This window comes from Pseudomonas sp. HLMP (genome assembly GCF_046365545.1).
Lineage (GTDB): Bacteria > Pseudomonadota > Gammaproteobacteria > Pseudomonadales > Pseudomonadaceae > Aquipseudomonas > Aquipseudomonas guariconensis_B.
Genome location: NZ_JBDLLR010000001.1, coordinates 3,075,627 through 3,093,014, shown reverse-complemented (window position 1 = coordinate 3,093,014; position 17,388 = coordinate 3,075,627). Strand labels below are relative to the sequence as shown.

16 protein-coding genes and 2 pseudogenes are annotated in these 17,388 nt (G+C 65.8%); 8 read left to right on the top strand and 10 right to left on the bottom strand.

The features are described from left to right. Positions 1 to 167 precede the first annotated feature (167 nt). The 4 genes and pseudogenes from ABFA30_RS14470 to ABFA30_RS14455 all read right to left on the bottom strand — a co-directional run bounded on the left by ABFA30_RS14470 (position 168) and on the right by ABFA30_RS14455 (position 2,194). On the bottom strand, positions 168 to 1,145 hold the full coding sequence (locus ABFA30_RS14470; RefSeq protein WP_225788890.1) for a threonine/serine dehydratase: 978 nt from the start codon (positions 1,143 to 1,145) through the stop codon (positions 168 to 170). Positions 1,146 to 1,153: 8 nt separating this feature from the next. Next, positions 1,154 to 1,312: pseudogene (locus ABFA30_RS14465) on the bottom strand (PAS domain-containing protein); the annotation flags it as partial. Between the two features lie 72 nt (positions 1,313 to 1,384). Next, positions 1,385 to 1,681: a helix-turn-helix domain-containing protein gene (locus tag ABFA30_RS14460; RefSeq protein ID WP_225788889.1), complete on the bottom strand. Its 297-nt coding sequence runs from the start codon at positions 1,679 to 1,681 to the stop codon at positions 1,385 to 1,387. 12 nt (positions 1,682 to 1,693) lie between these two features. Continuing rightward, a complete protein-coding gene (locus ABFA30_RS14455) occupies positions 1,694 to 2,194 on the bottom strand; it encodes a M48 family metallopeptidase (RefSeq protein WP_225788888.1) in 501 nt (166 codons plus the stop codon). 107 nt (positions 2,195 to 2,301) lie between these two features. On the opposite strand from ABFA30_RS14455, the gene ABFA30_RS14450 reads away from it, so the two are divergent. The 8 genes from ABFA30_RS14450 to ABFA30_RS14415 all read left to right on the top strand — a co-directional run bounded on the left by ABFA30_RS14450 (position 2,302) and on the right by ABFA30_RS14415 (position 11,745). Beyond that, entirely contained in the window at positions 2,302 to 3,207 is a 906-nt protein-coding gene (locus ABFA30_RS14450; protein WP_225788887.1) for an AraC family transcriptional regulator, read from the top strand. A 153-nt stretch (positions 3,208 to 3,360) separates the two neighbouring features. Next, complete coding sequence (locus tag ABFA30_RS14445; protein ID WP_225788886.1) at positions 3,361 to 4,671, top strand: ABC transporter substrate-binding protein; 1,311 nt, start codon at positions 3,361 to 3,363, stop codon at positions 4,669 to 4,671. 78 nt (positions 4,672 to 4,749) lie between these two features. Further along, on the top strand, positions 4,750 to 5,673 hold the full coding sequence (locus ABFA30_RS14440; protein ID WP_225788885.1) for a carbohydrate ABC transporter permease: 924 nt from the start codon (positions 4,750 to 4,752) through the stop codon (positions 5,671 to 5,673). Between the two features lie 10 nt (positions 5,674 to 5,683). After that, positions 5,684 to 6,517 carry a carbohydrate ABC transporter permease gene (locus ABFA30_RS14435; RefSeq protein WP_225788884.1) on the top strand — a complete coding sequence of 278 codons (834 nt, stop codon included), beginning with the start codon at positions 5,684 to 5,686 and terminating at the stop codon, positions 6,515 to 6,517. Positions 6,518 to 6,566: 49 nt separating this feature from the next. Next, complete coding sequence (locus tag ABFA30_RS14430; RefSeq protein WP_225788883.1) at positions 6,567 to 7,679, top strand: ABC transporter ATP-binding protein; 1,113 nt, start codon at positions 6,567 to 6,569, stop codon at positions 7,677 to 7,679. Between the two features lie 24 nt (positions 7,680 to 7,703). Then, entirely contained in the window at positions 7,704 to 9,179 is a 1,476-nt protein-coding gene (locus ABFA30_RS14425; RefSeq protein WP_225788882.1) for a mannitol dehydrogenase family protein, read from the top strand. Between the two features lie 17 nt (positions 9,180 to 9,196). Then, positions 9,197 to 10,684 carry a xylulokinase gene (gene xylB / locus ABFA30_RS14420; protein WP_225788881.1) on the top strand — a complete coding sequence of 496 codons (1,488 nt, stop codon included), beginning with the start codon at positions 9,197 to 9,199 and terminating at the stop codon, positions 10,682 to 10,684. Between the two features lie 41 nt (positions 10,685 to 10,725). Further along, positions 10,726 to 11,745: a carbohydrate kinase family protein gene (locus ABFA30_RS14415; RefSeq protein WP_225788880.1), complete on the top strand. Its 1,020-nt coding sequence runs from the start codon at positions 10,726 to 10,728 to the stop codon at positions 11,743 to 11,745. Between the two features lies 1 nt (position 11,746). On the opposite strand, the pseudogene ABFA30_RS14410 reads toward ABFA30_RS14415, so the two are convergent. The 6 genes and pseudogenes from ABFA30_RS14410 to epd form a co-directional block, all read right to left on the bottom strand. Next, positions 11,747 to 13,102: pseudogene (locus tag ABFA30_RS14410) on the bottom strand (diguanylate cyclase domain-containing protein); the annotation flags it as partial. Positions 13,103 to 13,322: 220 nt separating this feature from the next. Beyond that, entirely contained in the window at positions 13,323 to 14,387 is a 1,065-nt protein-coding gene (gene fba, locus ABFA30_RS14405; RefSeq protein ID WP_225788879.1) for a class II fructose-bisphosphate aldolase, read from the bottom strand. 99 nt (positions 14,388 to 14,486) lie between these two features. Continuing rightward, complete coding sequence (locus ABFA30_RS14400) at positions 14,487 to 14,816, bottom strand: MliC family protein (RefSeq protein ID WP_225788878.1); 330 nt, start codon at positions 14,814 to 14,816, stop codon at positions 14,487 to 14,489. Positions 14,817 to 14,894: 78 nt separating this feature from the next. Then, positions 14,895 to 15,113 carry a hypothetical protein gene (locus ABFA30_RS14395; RefSeq protein ID WP_225788877.1) on the bottom strand — a complete coding sequence of 73 codons (219 nt, stop codon included), beginning with the start codon at positions 15,111 to 15,113 and terminating at the stop codon, positions 14,895 to 14,897. A 32-nt stretch (positions 15,114 to 15,145) separates the two neighbouring features. Then, positions 15,146 to 16,309 carry a phosphoglycerate kinase gene (locus ABFA30_RS14390; protein ID WP_225788876.1) on the bottom strand — a complete coding sequence of 388 codons (1,164 nt, stop codon included), beginning with the start codon at positions 16,307 to 16,309 and terminating at the stop codon, positions 15,146 to 15,148. Positions 16,310 to 16,321: 12 nt separating this feature from the next. Continuing rightward, a complete protein-coding gene (gene epd / locus ABFA30_RS14385) occupies positions 16,322 to 17,383 on the bottom strand; it encodes an erythrose-4-phosphate dehydrogenase (RefSeq protein ID WP_225788875.1) in 1,062 nt (353 codons plus the stop codon). Positions 17,384 to 17,388: the final 5 nt, after the last annotated feature.

The window sequence follows — 17,388 nt, the reverse complement described above, 5'->3', positions numbered from 1 at the left end:
ATACCGGCTTGCCGCGATGCTCAGGCACACGAGGAAAAACCGCCGGCCTGACCATAATGCTGTTCACTTAAGTCTGATGTGACATCGATTGGGGCTGCCTTGCCCGCGAAGGGCCGCAAGGCGGCCCCATTGCTTAAGCGCACAGCATTACCGGCCTGACCAGGCCTTCATGCGATCGCCTCAAGGTACTTGTCCAGCACGATGTTGCGCCCACACAACACCACCGCCACCTTCCTGCCCCGATAGGCCTGCGCCAAATGCTGCATGCCCGCCAGGGCGACACCTGCCGCGCCCTCGATGATCCAGCGTTCGCTGGCGGCAACGTCACGCATGGCCGCCCTGATCTGCTGTTCGCTGACCAGCACGGTGCGGTCCAGCAGTTGCTGGCAGAGGGGGAAGGTGATGCTGTCGGGCTCGACGCCGCCGGCGGTACCGTCGGAGATCGTCGGCGCCTCCTCCATCTCGATGATCCGCCCTTGCTCCAGCGAGCGCTGCAGGGTCGGGGCGTTGGCCGGCCAGCAGCCGATCACTTCCACCGACGGAGCAAGACGCCGCAGAGCGGCGCCAATGCCGCAGATCATGCCGCCACCCCCGACCGCGACGAAGACCGCCGCAAGGTCAGGCGCCTGCTCGAACAGTTCCATGCCGATGGTGCCCTGCCCAGCGATGATGTCGCGGTCGTTGTAGGGCGAGACGAAGGGTTTGCCCTGCAACCGTGCTTGCCTGCCCGCCTCCAGCTCCACGCCCAGCGGGTCCATGTCCAGGCTCACCACCTGCGCGCCCAGCGCACGCATGGCCTCGAGCTTGTAGGGTGAGGCGTCGCGGGTGGTGTAGACCGTCACCGGCACGCCCAGCGTGCGCCCCGCCAGGGCAAGCCCCTGCCCATGGTTGCCCGATGACGCGGTGATCACGCCCAGGCGCCGCTGCGAGGCGTCCAGCAGCCGCAGCTTGTTGCTGGCGCCGCGAAACTTGAAGGAGCCGGTGTGCTGCAGGTGTTCGCACTTGAGGAAGACCTCGCACCCGCTCATGGCCGAAAGTCGGGCGCTGTGCTCGAGCGGCGTCACGGCCACTTGTGGGCGCACTTCACGGTGCGCCTCGGTGATCGCCTGGTACAGCGCATCGAGGTAGGCGTCGTCGACGGTCATTGCAATGCCCCCAGCTTGCGCTTGGAGAGGTTGTTGGCGATGTGCACCACCGTCTGCGTCGAGAGGTCGTGGACCACCACCTCGGCATGGGGGAACAGCAAGGTGGCGATACCGTCGGCCATGGCGGCGTAGTTGCTGAAGCGGGTGGCCTGCCGTCGTGCTGGCATCTGGGGTTTCCTGGAGCGAAGGGTTGCCAATGCTAATCCACCGGGAAAAGCCGTGGAAAGCGGCGCTGCTGCTCAGGGGTACCCCAGCACCTCACGGATGCTGCGCAGGTGCTGGATGATCCACTGCTTGTCGATCGCCCCCCAGTCGAGGATGCGGTAGTGCCCGGCATGATTGCGCGCCCCCACCTGCTGCTCGAACTCGCAGATGATGTCCAGGTCGGCCAGGGCAGCGATGGTGTCCTGAGCGGTGCGCCTGGGCATGCCGGTGGCCTCCATCAGCGCCGGCACGCTGGTGGCGGTCTGGCTGTCGATCAGCCAGGCCACGTACAGGCGGCGGTAGAAACTGCTCTTGGTCTTGCTTACATCCATGCTGCTCGTTCCTCAGGTAATGCCCGGCAGCTCCCGGTAGGTCAGGTAGACGCGCAGGTCGAACTCCAGTTGATGGTAATCCGGTTCCATGTACTGGCAGAGCTGGTAGAACGCCTTGTTGTGATCCCGCTCCTTCAGGTGCGCCAGCTCATGCACCACGATCATGCGCAGGAACTGCGGCGCCGCCTCCTTGAACAACGAGGCGATGCGGATTTCCTTCTTGGCCTTGAGCTTGCCACCCTGGACCCGCGACACCGCGGTGTTCAGGCCCAGGGCACGGTGGGTCAGGTCCAGGCGGTTGTCATAGAGTACCTTGTCCAGGCCCGGTGCGGTGCGCAGGTACTCCTGGCGCAGGTCCTGGGCATAGGCGTACAGCGCCTTGTCGCTCTGCACGTCATGACGGCCGGGATAACGCTGCTGCAGATAGTCGCCCAGGCGGTCGCTGGCGATCATCTGGCGTACCTGTTCCTGCAGATGCGGGGGATAGGCTTGCAGGTAGCGTAGGGCGGTCATGGCGTCGTGTCTGCTGGGGCGATAAGGGATTCTAGCGAATATGCAGCCCGCACTGACCGGCATTTTTTGGCTAGGATGTTCACTCGCCCCCGGTCGACGCCACCGCCATGCCAAAAGTCAGCAAAGTCACCGACCCGTCCTACGAACTGATGGACGACCACGAAGGCCACTCGCTGATCTACCGTCAGCACGGTTTTCCCAGCCCGCTGGTGCGCTGGCACTTCCACAAGGAATACGAGCTGCACCTGATCGTCGCCAGCTCCGGCAAGGTATTCATCGGCGACTATATCGGCAACTTCGCCCCCGACACGCTGTTCCTCACAGGCCCGAACCTGCCGCATAACTGGATCAGCCAGGTCGCCCCCGACGAAGTGGTGAGCAAGCGCGACATGCTGGTCAATTTCACCGACGAGGTGCTCGAGGACGGCAGCAGCGTGTTCTCCGAGCTGAACCAGCTCACGCCACTGCTGGCCAGGGCGCGCTACGGCATCGAATTCCGCGACCCTGCGCTGATCGCCGAAAGCCGGCAGTTGCTGCAACGCATCGCCGACAGCCGTGGCATGACGCGCCTGGGATACTTTTTTATCCTCATGGAACAGCTCGCGGCCTGCGAGGACTACCAACTGCTGTCCACCGTCACCTCCTCGCAGCTGGCCGACGAACACCACGTCGAGCGCATCAACCGGGCCGTGGACTACATCTTCCAGCACTACGCCCAGGACCTCACCCAGAGCGAGGTCGCCGAACACCTGGGAATGACGCCCACCTACTTCTCGCGCTTCTTCAAGCAGGCCGCAGGGCGCGGCTTCGTCGAGTTCGTCAACCGCCTGCGGGTCAGCAAGTCCTGCGAACTGCTGGCCAAGAGCGACCTGCCGGTGACCGAAGTGTGCTTCGAGTCGGGCTTTAGCAACCTGTCGAACTTCAACCGGCGCTTCCAGCAGCTCAAAGGCATGACCCCTTCCGACTACCGCAGCCTGGTGACCCAGCGGCTGACCGAGCAGAACCGGCTCTGAACGAATCCCCGTGCCGCCCAGTGCAAAAAAGTATCAGCCAAAGTGCAGTCGAGGCTTTGTCGGCTCCGCTGCATGGCGGTGTAATCGGCGGCGAGCGACACAAAAACAATAATGTCTCCCGCACCGCCCCCGGTCCGGGAGGGGAGTTCACAGATGAACGACTCGATCAAGGCCTGTGTGGCCGCCGCCTGCCTGAGCCTGCCGCTGTTCGCCCAGGCCGCCGAAACCCTGACCATCGCCACGGTCAACAACAACGACATGATCCGCATGCAGCGGCTGTCCAAGGTGTTCGAGGAGCAGCATCCAGACATCAGGCTCAAGTGGGTGGTGCTCGAAGAGAACGTGTTGCGCCAGCGCTTGACCACCGATATCGCCACCCAGGGTGGGCAGTTCGACGTGCTGACCATCGGCATGTACGAAGCCGCGCTGTGGGGTGCCAAGGGCTGGCTGGAGCCGATGACGAACCTGCCCGCCGACTACGACTTGGACGACGTGTTCCCCTCGGTGCGCGACGGCCTGTCGGTGCAAGGCACCTTGTACGCGCTGCCCTTCTACGCCGAAGCCTCGATCACCTACTACCGCAAGGACCTGTTCCAGCAGGCCGGGCTGGACATGCCCGAGCAGCCGACCTGGACCCAGCTCGCCGGGTTCGCCGCCAAGCTGAACGCCCCCGACCAGGACCAGTACGGCATCTGCCTGCGCGGCAAGGCCGGCTGGGGCGAGAACATGGCCCTGGTCGGCACCGTGGCCAACGCCTTCGGCGCGCGCTGGTTCGACGAGCAGTGGCAACCGCAGTTCAGCGGCGCGCAGTGGAAGAACGCCCTGAACTTCTACGTCGACACCCTGAAGCAGTACGGCCCGCCCGGCGCCTCCAGCAACGGCTTCAACGAAAACCTGGCGCTGTTCAACAGCGGCAAGTGCGCGATCTGGGTCGATGCCAGCGTTGCCGGCTCGTTCGTCACCGACAAGCGCCAGAGCAAGGTCGCCGACCAGGTCGGCTTCACCTTCGCGCCGAAGGAAGTGACCGACAAGGGTGCCTCCTGGCTGTATGCGTGGGCGCTGGCGATTCCCAGCAGTTCCAAGGCCAAGGAGGCGGCGAAGACCTTCAGCACCTGGGCCACCTCCGAGGCATACGGCAAGCTGGTGGCCGACAGGGAAGGCGTGGCCAACGTGCCGCCAGGCACCCGCGCCTCGACCTACAGCGATGCCTATCTGGCGGCCGCGCCCTTCGCCCAGGTGACGCTGGAGTCGCTCAAACGGGTCGACCCGAACCACCCCACCCTCAAGCCGGTGCCTTATGTCGGTATCCAGCTCGTGACCATTCCCGAGTTCCAGGCCATCGGCACGCAGGTCGGCAAGCTGTTCTCCGCCGCCCTGACCGGGCAGATGAAGGTCGACCAGGTGCTCGCCGCCGCCCAGCAATCCACCGCCCGCGAGATGAAACGCGCCGGTTATCCCAAGTAACCCGCCCCTGACCGTTGCCGCGCCGCTACCGGCGCGGTGGCTGGCCGCTCGCCCTCTTTCGATGCACACGGAGTCGCCATGAACACTTCGGCCCTCGATACCCCGACCCTCGCCGCCACGCGCCCCGGCAAACGCCGTGTCGGCCCTGGCTGGTTCCTGGTCAGCCCCTCGGTGGCGCTGCTGCTGTTGTGGATGATCGTCCCCCTGGGCATGACCCTGTATTTTTCGTTGATCCGCTACAACCTGCTGTACCCTGGCGAGAACGCATTCGTCGGCCTGGAGAACTTCAGCTTCTTCGTCACCGACGCCGGCTTCTTGCCCGGCGCCCTGAACACCTTGACGCTGGTCGGGAGCGTGCTGGCGATCAGCGTGGTGTTCGGCGTGCTCATCGCCGCGTTGCTGGAGGCGGGTGAATTCTGGGGCCGGGGCGTGGTGCGGGTGCTGCTGATCTCGCCGTTCTTCATCATGCCCACGGTCAGCGCGCTGCTGTGGAAGAACCTGATCTTCCACCCGGTGTCGGGCATTCTCGCCGCCGTGTGGCGCCTGTTCGGCGCCCAGCCGGTGGACTGGCTGGCGCATTATCCACTGCTGTCGATCATCCTGATCGTCTCCTGGCAGTGGCTGCCGTTCGCCATCCTGATCCTGATGACCGCCATGCAATCCCTCGATCAGGAGCAGAAGGAAGCCGCGCGCCTGGACGGCGCCGGCCCGCTGGCCATTTTCTGGCACCTGACCCTGCCGCACCTGGCGCGGCCCATCGCCGTGGTGGTGATGATCGAGACGATCTTCCTGCTCTCGGTGTTCGCCGAGATCTTCACCACCACCAGCGGCGGCCCCGGCTACGAGTCCACCAACCTCGCCTACCTGATCTACAACCAGGCACTGCTGCAGTTCGATGTCGGCATGGCATCGGCCGGTGGCCTGATCGCCGTGCTGATCGCCAACATCGCCGCCATCGTGCTGGTGCGGATGATCGGCAAGAACCTCACCGAGCGCAGCTGAGGAGCCCGCCATGCTGACACTCAAGCAAACCCGTCGCCTGCGCGATGCATCGATCGGCCTGTTGTGCTGGGGCATCGCCCTGGTGATCTTCTTCCCGATCTTCTGGATGCTGCTGACCAGCTTCAAGACCGAGCTCGACGCATTCGCCACGCCGCCGCAGTTCCTCTTCCAGCCGACCCTGGAGAACTACCTGCACATCAACGAGCGCAGCGACTACTTCGCCTATGCCTGGAACTCGGTGCTGATTTCCTTCTCCGCCACCTTGCTGTGCATGCTGATCGCGGTGCCCGCCGCCTACTCCATGGCCTTCTTCGAGACGCGCCACACCAAGCGCACGCTGCTCTGGATGCTGTCGACCAAGATGCTGCCGCCGGTCGGGGTGCTGATGCCGATCTACCTGCTGGCCAAGCAGTTCGGCCTGCTCGACTCGCGCCTGGCGCTGGTCATCGTCTACACCCTGATCAACCTGCCGATCGTGGTCTGGATGGTGTACACCTACTTCAAGGACATCCCCGTCGACATCCTCGAAGCGGCACGCCTGGACGGCGCCGGTACCTGGCAGGAAATCATCCGCGTGCTGCTGCCGATCGCCCGTGGCGGCCTGGCCTCGACCCTGCTGCTGTCGCTGATCCTGTGCTGGAACGAGGCCTTCTGGTCGCTCAACCTGACCTCCTCGGCCGCCGCCCCGCTGACCGCGCTGGTCGCCTCCTATTCAAGCCCCGAAGGCCTGTTCTGGGCCAAGCTCTCGGCCGTTTCCACCCTGGCCTGCGCACCGATCCTGATCTTCGGCTGGATCAGCCAGAAGCAACTGGTCCGCGGCCTGTCCTTCGGCGCCGTGAAATGAATCGCCCGTTCTCCCCTAATGTTCCCGGCCAACGCGGAGGTAACTCGACATGGCTGACCTGAAGATCCGCAACCTGCAAAAAGGCTTCGATGGGCACGCCATCATCAAGGGCATCGACCTGGACGTGCGCGACCGCGAGTTCGTCGTGTTCGTCGGCCCGTCCGGCTGCGGCAAGTCGACCCTGCTGCGGCTGATCGCCGGCCTTGAGGAGGTCAGCAGCGGCAGCATCACCCTCGATGGCCTCGACATCACCGACACCGCCCCGGCCAAGCGCGACCTGGCCATGGTGTTTCAGACCTACGCGCTCTACCCGCACATGACCGTGCGCAAGAACCTGTCGTTCGCCCTGGACCTGGCGGGCGTGGACAAGCGCGACGTGGCCGCCAAGGTGGACAACGCCGCGCGCATCCTCGAGCTGCAGCCACTGCTCGAACGCAAGCCACGCCAGCTCTCCGGTGGCCAGCGCCAGCGAGTGGCGATCGGCCGGGCGATCGTGCGTAACCCGAAGATCTTCCTGTTCGACGAGCCGCTGTCGAACCTCGACGCGGCGCTGCGGGTGCAGATGCGCCTGGAGCTGGCGCGCCTGCACCAGGAACTGGCCGCGACCATGATCTACGTGACCCACGACCAGGTCGAGGCGATGACCCTGGCCGACAAGGTGGTGGTGCTCAACGGCGGGCGCATCGAGCAGGTCGGCTCGCCCCTGGAGCTCTACCACCACCCGGCCAACCTGTTCGTCGCAGGCTTCCTCGGCACGCCGAAGATGGGCTTCTTGCGCGGGCACCTGAGCCGCCACCAAGGCAACCAATGCGAGGTCGCCCTCGAGTGCGGCACACGCGTCGCCCTGCCCTTGTGCGTGGGCGAGCTGCCGACCGGCAGCCAGGTGACACTGGGCATCCGCCCCGAACACCTGAACATCACCCGCAGCGGGCACGGCGCCCTGGGTTCGCTGCAGGTCACCGCCGATGTCAGCGAACGCCTGGGCAGCGACAGCTACTGCCATGTGCGTACCGCCTCCGCCGAGATGCTCACCGTGCGCGTGCGCGGCGACTTCGCGCCAGCCTTCGGCGAGCAACTGGAACTGAACTTCGACCCGGGGCACTGCCACCTGTTCGACAGCCACGGCCAGGCCCTCGACAAACGCCTGCAACAGGTGGCCTGAAGCCGCCTTCCAAGGATGTTCAAGATGAAACTCAACCAGCACAACCTCGGCCTGCTGGCGACCACGGTCGCCTGTCCTTCCTATGATCCGGCGCACTTGCGTCAGGGCATCGTGCACATCGGCGTCGGCGGCTTCCACCGTGCCCACCAGGCCGCCTACACCGACGCCCTGATGAACCGTGGCGAGGGCCTCGACTGGGCCATCTGCGGCGTTGGCCTGCGCAGCGAGGATCGCGCCATGCGTGATGCCCTGGCCGCGCAGGACCACCTCTACACCTTGTTCGAGCTGGGCGACCAGGCCGACACCGACGTGCGCGTGATCGCCGCCATCAACGGCATGCTGCTGGCCGAAGATGGCGCCGAGGCGCTGCTGGCCAAGCTGGCCGAGCCTGCCATCCGCATCGTCTCGCTGACCATCACCGAGGGCGGCTACTGCATGGACGACAGCACCGGCGAGTTTCGCGCCGACCTGCCGCAGATCCAGCACGACCTGGCCAATCCGCAGGCACCGCGCAGTGTCTTCGGCTTTCTCTGCGAAGCGCTGCGCCGCCGCCGTGCAGCCGGGGTGGGGGCATTCACGGTGATGTCGTGCGACAACCTCCCGCACAACGGCGAGGTGACACGCAAGGCGCTGCTGGCCTTCGCCCATCACCTCGACCCCGACCTGGCCCAGTGGATCGACGGCAACGTGAGTTTCCCCAACGCCATGGTCGACCGCATCACGCCGATGACCAGCAGCGCCCACCGCGTGGCGCTGGCCGAACGGCATGGCATCGAGGATGCCTGGCCGGTGGTCTGCGAACCCTTCGTGCAGTGGGTGCTGGAAGACAAGTTCGTCGCCGGGCGCCCGGCCTGGGAACAGGTTGGCGTACAGTTCACCGACGATGTCACGCCCTACGAACAGATGAAGATCAAGCTGCTCAACGGCAGCCACCTGGCCCTGACCTACCTGGGCTTCCTGCAGGGCTACCGCTTCGTCCACGAAACCCTGGCCGACCCGCTGCTGCGCCGCTACGTGCGCACCTTCATGGACCGGGACGTGACCCCGCAGCTCGCGCCAGTGCCTGGTATCGACCTGGAATGCTACAAGGACAGCCTGGCCGAGCGCTTCGCCAACCGCGCCATCGCCGACCAACTGGAGCGGGTGTGCTCGGACGGCTCGTCGAAGTTTCCCAAGTTCATCGTGCCCACCGCCAATCGCCTGATCGCCGACGGCCAGCCGCTGGAGCGCGTGGCCCTGGTGGTGGCGGCCTGGGCGCTGTACCTGCGCGGGGTGGACGAGAACGGCACGACCTATGCGATTCCCGACCCGCGCGCCTCGGACTGCCAGGCCCGCGCCGTGCAACGCGATGGGCTGGCCGCCAGGGTGCTGGGCGACGAAGCGATCTTCGGCACGCTGATACCGGCCTCCAAGGCCTTCGTCGCGGCGTTCGAGCGGATGTACGACAGCTTGCGCGAATTCGGCGTGAGCGAAACCCTGCGCCGAGTACTCGGCGACTGAACCCGGAGCACGACGACATGGACGGACTGTTCCTCGGCATCGATTGCGGCACCCAAGGCACCAAGGCTTTGGTGCTGGACGCCGGCAGCGGCCACGTGCTCGGCCTGGGCAGCGCCGCGCATCAGCCACCGCAGGGCACTGGCGGACGCCGGGAACAGGACCCCGGCGACTGGCTGGCCGCCCTGCGTACCGCCGTGGGCGGTGCCTTGCGTGAAGCGGGCGTGAGCGGCAAGGCAATCCGTGGGCTGGCGGTGTCCGGCCAGCAGCACGGGCTGGTGCTGCTCGACGCCCAGGGCCAGGTGCTGCGTCCGGCCAAGCTGTGGTGCGATACCCAGAGCACGCCGGAAAACCTCGAACTGCTCGAGGCCCTCGGCGGCGCCCCGGGTTCGCTGGAGCGACTGGGGCTGGTGATCGCGCCGGGCTACACGGTGTCCAAGCTGCTGTGGAGCAAACGCCGCTTCCCCGAACTGTTCGAACGCGCCGCCCATATCCTGCTGCCCCACGACTACCTCAATCACTGGCTGACCGGCCGCGCCTGCAGCGAACCCGGCGATGCGTCGGGCACCGGCTACTACGATGTGCGCCGCCGGGCCTGGGCAGCCGATGTGCTGCAACTGATCGAACCGGGCGAGCGCTTGCTGGCAGCGCTGCCCGAACTGGTCGAGCCCGGTGACTGCATCGGCACGCTGCGCACGCAGGCCGCCGAGCTGCTCGGCCTCAGCCCCCAGGCCTGGGTGGCCAGTGGTGGTGGCGACAACATGCTCGGGGCCATCGGCACCGGCAATATCCACCCCGGCATGATCACCCTCAGCCTGGGCACCTCTGGCACCCTGGCGGCCCACGCCGATCATCCGCTGGTCACACAGGGCGAGGTAGCGACGTTCTGTGCCTCGAGCGGTGGCTGGCTGCCGCTGATCTGCACGATGAACCTGACCAGCGCCTGTGGCCTGGTGCAGGCGCTGCTGCAACTGGATCGGGAGCACTTCGCCCAGCTCGCCGGGCAGGCGCCGATCGGCGCCGAAGGCTTGCTCATGCTGCCGTTCTTCGACGGCGAACGGGTGCCCGCGTTGCCCGACGCCAGCGCCAGCCTGCACGGCATGACCAGCAACAACCTGACCCGCGCCAATCTCTGCCGGGCGGTGCTGGAGGGCACCTGCTTCAGCCTGCGCCTTGGCCTGGACCTGCTGCGCGCCAGCGGCCTGCCAGGCGAAGAGATCCGCCTGGTCGGCGGCGCGGCGAAAAGCCCGCTGTGGCGCCAGGTGCTCGCCGACCTGCTCGGCCTGCCGGTGGTCTGTCCCCGGCAGACCGAAGCCGCTACCCTTGGCGCGGCGATCCAGGCCGCCTGGAGCCTGGGCCGCCAGCAGGGCGATGGCGACAGCCTGGATGCCTTGTGCCAGCGCTGCGTGAGCCTCGACGAGCGCACCCGCACGGTGCCACGGCCCGCTCAGCAGGCCGCTTATGAAATGGCCTACCAACGTTACCGGGAGCATCTACCTGGACGCTGATCGCAGGCCCCTTTCCCCTCTTTCGTGTCGGAGAGCACTTCATGTACCTGGTCTGTGGCGAAGCCTTGTTCGATGTCTTCAGCCTGGAAAATGCCCCTCGCAGCGGCGAACTGGGCTTCACCGCGATCGCTGGCGGCTCGCCGTTCAACGTCGCCGTCGGCCTGCGTCGGCTGGGCGCAGAGGCGGCGCTGTTCGGTGGGTTGTCCAGTGACTACCTGGGTGAGCGCCTGCGCCGCGTGCTGGAAGAGGAGCACGTGGACTGCCGCTTCCTGGTCCCCAGCGACGCGCCCACTACCCTGGCCATGGTGGGCCTGGATGCAAAGGGAGCGGTGCAGTACCAGTTCCGCGGCGAAGGTTGTGCCGACCGGCAGGTTCGCCTCGAGCATCTACCGACGCTGGACAAGCGGGTGCGCGGCCTGCATGTGGGCTCCTACACCCTGGTGGTGACGCCGGTGGCCGAAACGCTGCTGGCGCTGGTGCAACGCGAAAGCCACCGACGCTTCATCAGCCTCGACCCCAACGTACGCCTCAACCCGCAACCGGATGTACAGCGTTGGCGGCACCAGGTCGAAGCCTTCGCCCGCCATGCCCACCTCATCAAGGTCAGCGAGGAAGACCTGGCCCTGCTCTACCCGACCCGTTCTCCCGCAGAGGTGGCGCGTGGCTGGCTCAACGAGCGCTGCCGGCTGGTGTTCATCACCCACGGGGGCAACGGTGCCAGCGTGCATTGTGCGCATGGCTCCTGGGCACGGCCCGCCGACACTTCGCGGGAGGTGCGTGACACAGTCGGTGCGGGCGATACCTTCCAGGCCGCGGTGCTCGCCTACCTCGCCCGCCTCGGTGCGGACAGCGCCGAGGGGCTGGCGGCCCTGGAACGGGAAACGATCGACGGGATACTCACCTTCGCCATCCGCGCGGCCGCCATCACCTGTTCGCGAACCGGCCCGCAACTGCCCTTCGCCCATGAGCTGGCTAGCGCCCCCGCCATGGACAGCGCGCCGGAGCAGCCCCTGCTTCGTTGGCAGGCATCGGCCGCCCCCTCAGGTGGCGGTCGAGCTTGAGGTCGAGCATCAACTGCGAATGGGGCCGACCAGTGAGTTGCGGGTCATGGAACCGGTACTGCTGGCGCCCGTCGCGCTTGGCCGCGTACATCGCGGCATCGGCAGCACGCAGCAACCCTTCGACAGTGACGCCGCAGTCCGCAGAGGTGGCGATGCAGATACTGACGCCAAGGCTCATGCCAAACCCGTCCAGTTGCGGGTGGCTGGCCATGCGTTCGAGCAGCCGCTCGGCAAAGCGCCCGGCCAACGCCGGGTCGGGCAAGTCCCCGAACAAGGCAATGAACTCATCGCCGCCCATGCGCGCCAGCATGGCGTGGCCGCCCAGGCAATCCTCGAGCTGTTCGGCGACCCAACGCAGCACCTGGTCGCCAGCCTCGTGACCGAGCGAGTCGTTGATCCGCTTGAAGCCGTCCAGGTCCATGTACATCAGGGCCTGAACCTTGCCCTGGCACTCGTTGCGCAACAGTGCCCCTTCGGCAGCCTGGTAGAAACCACGGCGGTTGAGCAGGCCGGTGAGCGGATCGGTGACCGCTTGGTACTCCAGTTGCTGGTGCAGGGTACGCACCACCGACATGTCCAGCACCGTGATCACCATGGCCCGCTGCTCCGCAGGCAACGGCGCACAGGAAAGAGCGACGGGGATCGACTGGCCATCGAGGGTACGCAGGCAGGCATCGTGCAGGCGCATGATCCGCCGCTCCAGGTAGGCGTGGTGGAAGTCCGAATCGCACCAGTGGCTGGCGCCTGGCAGCTGGACCAGTTCCAGCACGGGAACGCCTTGCAGCTTTCCCTGCGGGGCGGCCAGCAGCCGTGAGAGGGCCGGGTTGGCAAAGGCGATGATGCCCGCCTCGTCCACCACCAGGATGCCCTCGGCGGCGTTGTCCAGGATCGAGGCGTTGAACGCCCTGGCCGACTCCAGTTCGCGGGTCAGGCACTGCAGCAAGCGCCGGTTGCGCTGATGCTCCAGCAATGCCTGGACCTTGGGCTTGAGGATCTGCGGGTCGAAGGGCTTGAACAGGTAGTCCACCGCGCCGATGGCATAGCCCTCGAGCACGGCGGCCTCGGATTGCTCGTTGGCGCTAAGGAAGATGATCGGAATCAGGCGCGTGCGCTGGCTACCGCGCATCAGGCGGGCGACCTCGAAACCGTCCATGCCGGGCATGCACACATCCAGCAAGACCAAGTCCACATCGTGCTGCAGCAGGGCATCCAATGCCTCCCTGCCCGAGCCAGCCGTCAATATGCGCCGATCGTGCCGCGCCAGCAGGGCTTGCATGCTGGTCAGGTTCTGCGGGTAGTCGTCGACAACCAGCAGAACGGATTGGCCGTCCGGGGTCTGGGGGTGAGCTCCATCCATGCCGCGTCTCTTGTAAGGGGGATTCCGTCTGAGATTGGATCCGATTGATTACTCTAGACTCGGCCTTGCAGGAAGCAATGAAATCAGATCGCTATCAGCTAACAAAAGTACGATGAGCCGACTAACGGTCATGGCCCGTTCCTGGGGCTGCCTCGCAGTCCCCATGCACGCACAAAAAAAACCCGCATCACTGCGGGTTTTTTTCGTTGCGAAGGCCGGATCAGTTGATCTTGGCAGCCAACTCGCCCTTGGCGTAGCGCTGGAACATGCCTTCCAGGGAGATCGGCTTGATCTTCGAGGCGTTGCCGGCAGTGCCGAAGGCTTCGTAGCGGGCGATGCAGATGTCACGCATGGCTTCGATGGTCTTGGCGAAGTACTTGCGCGGGTCGAACTCGGACTTGTTCTGCTCCAGGAAGCGACGGATCGCGCCAGTGGAGGCCAGGCGCAGGTCGGTGTCGATGTTCACCTTGCGCACGCCGTGCTTGATGCCCTCGACGATCTCCTCGACCGGTACGCCGTAGGTTTCCTTGATGTCACCACCGAACTCGTTGATGATCGCCAGCCAGTCCTGCGGGACCGAGGAAGAACCGTGCATCACCAGGTGGGTATTGGGGATGCGCTTGTGGATTTCCTTGATGCGGTCGATGGCCAGGATGTCGCCGGTCGGCGGCTTGGTGAACTTGTAGGCGCCGTGGCTGGTGCCGATGGCGATCGCCAGGGCGTCGACCTGGGTCTTCTTGACGAAGTCGGCGGCCTCTTCCGGGTCGGTCAGCATCTGGCTGTGATCCAGGATACCTTCGGCGCCGACACCGTCTTCCTCACCGGCCTGGCCGGTTTCCAGGCTGCCCAGGCAGCCCAGCTCGCCTTCCACGGACACGCCGCAGGCATGGGCGAACGCCACGGTCTGCTGGGTCACACGGACGTTGTAGTCGTAGTCCGACGGGGTCTTGCCGTCTTCGCGCAGGGAACCGTCCATCATCACCGAGCTGAAGCCCAGCTGGATGGAGCGCTGGCACACGTCCGGGCTGGTGCCGTGGTCCTGGTGCATGCACACCGGGATGTGCGGGAATTCTTCGATCGCCGCCAGGATCAGGTGGCGCAGGAAGGGGGCACCGGCGTACTTGCGGGCACCGGCCGAGGCCTGGACGATGACCGGGGAGTCGGTCTTGTCGGCGGCTTCCATGATGGCGCGCATCTGCTCGAGGTTGTTGACGTTGAAAGCCGGAACGCCGTAGCCGAACTCGGCGGCGTGGTCCAGCATCTGGCGCATGCTAATGAGTGCCATTGTGTATCTCTCTCCCGACAAGCGTCGTTGTTTCGTGCAAGCCTGCCGCAGGGGCGGTTGCTGTTCAAGTAGTGTGGGCCATCATCGCGGCCCGGCCAGTCACGGTGCCTTGCAGCCCCGCCCTATCAGATCGTTGGTCGCCACCCAGTACAGCAGGCCTTCGTCGCCCTTGGTGTGGAAAGCCAGCACCCCGTCACTGTACAGCGCGCCGGAGGCGCCCGGCTCGGACGTTAGACGGTAGACCTGGTCGCCACCGCCCAGGCGCACGTCGACCGCATCCTGCGTGGCGTTGGCGAAGCGCCAGAGCACTTCGGCCTGGCTGTCGCAGACCCAACGGGTCCAGTTGTCCGCCGGGGCGGGTTGCGCCGGCTGCAGCAACGAGCATCCTGCCAGTGTCGCCAGGGCCATCGAGGCCATCAGCGCTTTCATTCGATATCCCCGCGAAGGGCCGCACAGCGGCCCCTTCTTCAAGACCACAAAACAACCGCCAGGTTGCCAGGTACCCGATCAAGGGCATCCCGGCGCCTTGCGCTGGTGCTCGTCGTCGTATTTTTCCAGGCCCTCCGGGCCCAGGCGCTTGTTGATCACCGGTACCGTCTCCGCCTGCCACTGGGACTGGTAGCAGCCGCCGGCAGGTGGCTGCGACGGCTCGGTATCCTGGCCCTTGTTGCTGGAGCAGGCGCCCAGCGACAGGGCCACGATCATCCACGGCAATTGCTTGACCATCAGGCCGCTCCCTTTGCCAGGCGCCTTCGTTCTCAGGCCTTGGCCCGTTCTTCCAGGATTGCCACGGCGGGCAGGACCTTGCCTTCGACGAATTCGAGGAACGCACCGCCACCGGTAGAAATGTAGGAGATATTGGCACCGACGCCATACTTGTCGATGGCCGCCAGGGTGTCGCCGCCACCGGCGATGGAGAACGCGGCGCTGTCGGCGATGGCCTTGGCCAGCACCTTGGTGCCGTTGCCGAACTGGTCGAACTCGAACACACCGACCGGGCCGTTCCACAGGATGGTCTGCGACGACTTAAGCAGCTCGGCGAACTGTGCGGCGGTCTGCGGGCCGATGTCCAGGATCATGTCGTCATCGGCCACCTCGGCGATGGCCTTGACGGTGGCCTCGGCGCTCTCGGCGAACGCCTTGGCGACCACTACGTCGACCGGCAGCGGCACGCTGACCTTGGCGGCGATGGCCTTGGCCGTCTCGACCAGGTCAGGCTCGTACAGCGACTTGCCGACCTTGTGGCCTGCGGCGGCGAGGAAGGTGTTGGCGATGCCGCCACCGACGATCAACTGGTCGCAGACGCTGCTCAAGCTGTTGAGCACATCCAGCTTGGTGGACACCTTGGAGCCGGCGACGATCGCCGCCATCGGCTTGGCCGGGGCCTTCAGGGCCTTGCCCAGGGCGTCCAGTTCGGCGGCCAGCAGCGGGCCGGCCGCGGCGATCTTGGCGAACTTGGCCACACCATGGGTGGAGCCCTCGGCGCGGTGGGCAGTACCGAAGGCGTCCATGACGAACACATCGCACAGGGCGGCGTACTTCTGCGCCAACTCGTCGGCGTTCTTCTTCTCGCCCTTGTTGAAGCGCACGTTCTCGAACAGCACCAGGTCGCCAGCCTTGACCTCGACGCCATCCAGGTAGTCGGCGACCAGCGGTACGTCGCGGCCCAGTGCCTTGGCCAGGTAGTCGGCGACCGGCTTGAGGCTGTTCTCGGCGGAGAACTCACCCTCGGTCGGACGGCCCAGGTGCGAGCAGACCATTACCGCCGCACCCTTCTCCAGGGCCAGCTTGATGGTCGGCAGCGCAGCCTGGATACGCGCGTCGCTGGCTACCACACCGTCCTTCACGGGGACGTTGAGGTCTTCGCGGATCAGTACGCGCTTACCTTGCAGGTCGAGGTCGGTCATCTTCAACACGGTCATGAATGCAGTCCTTCAGGGCTGTTTGGTGCGGGTTTGGTGGACGACGTGCAGGAAATGGTCGGCAACGTCGAGCATACGGTTGGCGAACCCCCATTCGTTGTCGAACCAGGCCAGCAGGTTCACCAGGCGGGGGCCTGAGACACGGGTCTGGCTGGCATCGACGATCGCCGAATGCGGGTCATGGTTGAAATCACAGCTGGCGTGCGGCAGTTCGGTGTAGGCCAGCAAGCCTTTCAACGGGCCGTCCAGCGCCGCCTCGCGCAACACCCGGTTGACCTCAGCCGCGCTGGTGTCGCGGGCGGTCTGCAGGGTGATGTCCAGGCACGACACGTTGACGGTCGGCACGCGTACGGCTTTGGCCTGGATTCGCCCGGCAAGTTCCGGAAGCAGGCGCTCGATGCCCCGCGCAAGGCCGGTGGACACCGGGATCACCGACTGGAAGGCCGAGCGCGTGCGGCGCAGGTCTTCGTGGTGGTAGGCATCGATCACCGGCTGGTCGTTCATCGCCGAGTGGATGGTGGTGATCGACACGTACTCGATACCGAATGCCTGGTCGAGCACGCGCAGCAGCGGCACGCCGCAGTTGGTGGTGCAGGAGGCGTTCGACACCAGGCGCTCGCTGCCGTCCAGGCAACCCTGGTTGATGCCGTAGACCACCGTGGCATCCACGTCCGCCTCGCTGGCCATCGGTTGGGAGAACAGTACCCGTGGCGCACCGGCATCGAGGAAGCGCTGGCCATCGGCACGGGTGTGGTAGGCGCCGGAGCACTCCAGCACCAGGTCGATACCCAGGGCGGCCCAGTCGATGCCTTCCGGGCTTGCGCTGCGCAGCACCTTCACGCAGTCGCCGTTGATGTGCAGGCAATCGCCGTCGACCTTCACCTCGCCGGGGAAACGCCCGTGGGTGGAGTCGAAGCGAGTCAGGTATTCGAGGCTGGCCTGATCGGCCAAATCGTTCAGCGCAACGATCTCGAAGCCGGCATCCGCCCCTCGCTCGAACAGTGCGCGCAAGACACAGCGGCCGATGCGGCCGTATCCGTTGAGTGCAACTTTGTAGGGACGCTGGTGGGGCATGAACA

Bases quoted from the DNA above. Each gene is read 5' to 3' on its own strand.
- ABFA30_RS14470 (WP_225788890.1), bottom strand. From the start codon at position 1,145: ATGACCGTCGACGACGCCTACCTCGATGCGCTGTACCAGGCGATCACC.
- ABFA30_RS14460 (WP_225788889.1), bottom strand. From the start codon at position 1,681: ATGGATGTAAGCAAGACCAAGAGCAGTTTCTACCGCCGCCTGTACGTG.
- ABFA30_RS14455 (WP_225788888.1), bottom strand. From the start codon at position 2,194: ATGACCGCCCTACGCTACCTGCAAGCCTATCCCCCGCATCTGCAGGAA.
- ABFA30_RS14450 (WP_225788887.1), top strand. From the start codon at position 2,302: ATGCCAAAAGTCAGCAAAGTCACCGACCCGTCCTACGAACTGATGGAC.
- ABFA30_RS14445 (WP_225788886.1), top strand. From the start codon at position 3,361: ATGAACGACTCGATCAAGGCCTGTGTGGCCGCCGCCTGCCTGAGCCTG.
- ABFA30_RS14440 (WP_225788885.1), top strand. From the start codon at position 4,750: ATGAACACTTCGGCCCTCGATACCCCGACCCTCGCCGCCACGCGCCCC.
- ABFA30_RS14435 (WP_225788884.1), top strand. From the start codon at position 5,684: ATGCTGACACTCAAGCAAACCCGTCGCCTGCGCGATGCATCGATCGGC.
- ABFA30_RS14430 (WP_225788883.1), top strand. From the start codon at position 6,567: ATGGCTGACCTGAAGATCCGCAACCTGCAAAAAGGCTTCGATGGGCAC.
- ABFA30_RS14425 (WP_225788882.1), top strand. From the start codon at position 7,704: ATGAAACTCAACCAGCACAACCTCGGCCTGCTGGCGACCACGGTCGCC.
- xylB (WP_225788881.1), top strand. From the start codon at position 9,197: ATGGACGGACTGTTCCTCGGCATCGATTGCGGCACCCAAGGCACCAAG.
- ABFA30_RS14415 (WP_225788880.1), top strand. From the start codon at position 10,726: ATGTACCTGGTCTGTGGCGAAGCCTTGTTCGATGTCTTCAGCCTGGAA.
- fba (WP_225788879.1), bottom strand. From the start codon at position 14,387: ATGGCACTCATTAGCATGCGCCAGATGCTGGACCACGCCGCCGAGTTC.
- ABFA30_RS14400 (WP_225788878.1), bottom strand. From the start codon at position 14,816: ATGAAAGCGCTGATGGCCTCGATGGCCCTGGCGACACTGGCAGGATGC.
- ABFA30_RS14395 (WP_225788877.1), bottom strand. From the start codon at position 15,113: ATGGTCAAGCAATTGCCGTGGATGATCGTGGCCCTGTCGCTGGGCGCC.
- ABFA30_RS14390 (WP_225788876.1), bottom strand. From the start codon at position 16,309: ATGACCGTGTTGAAGATGACCGACCTCGACCTGCAAGGTAAGCGCGTA.
- epd (WP_225788875.1), bottom strand. From the start codon at position 17,383: ATGCCCCACCAGCGTCCCTACAAAGTTGCACTCAACGGATACGGCCGC.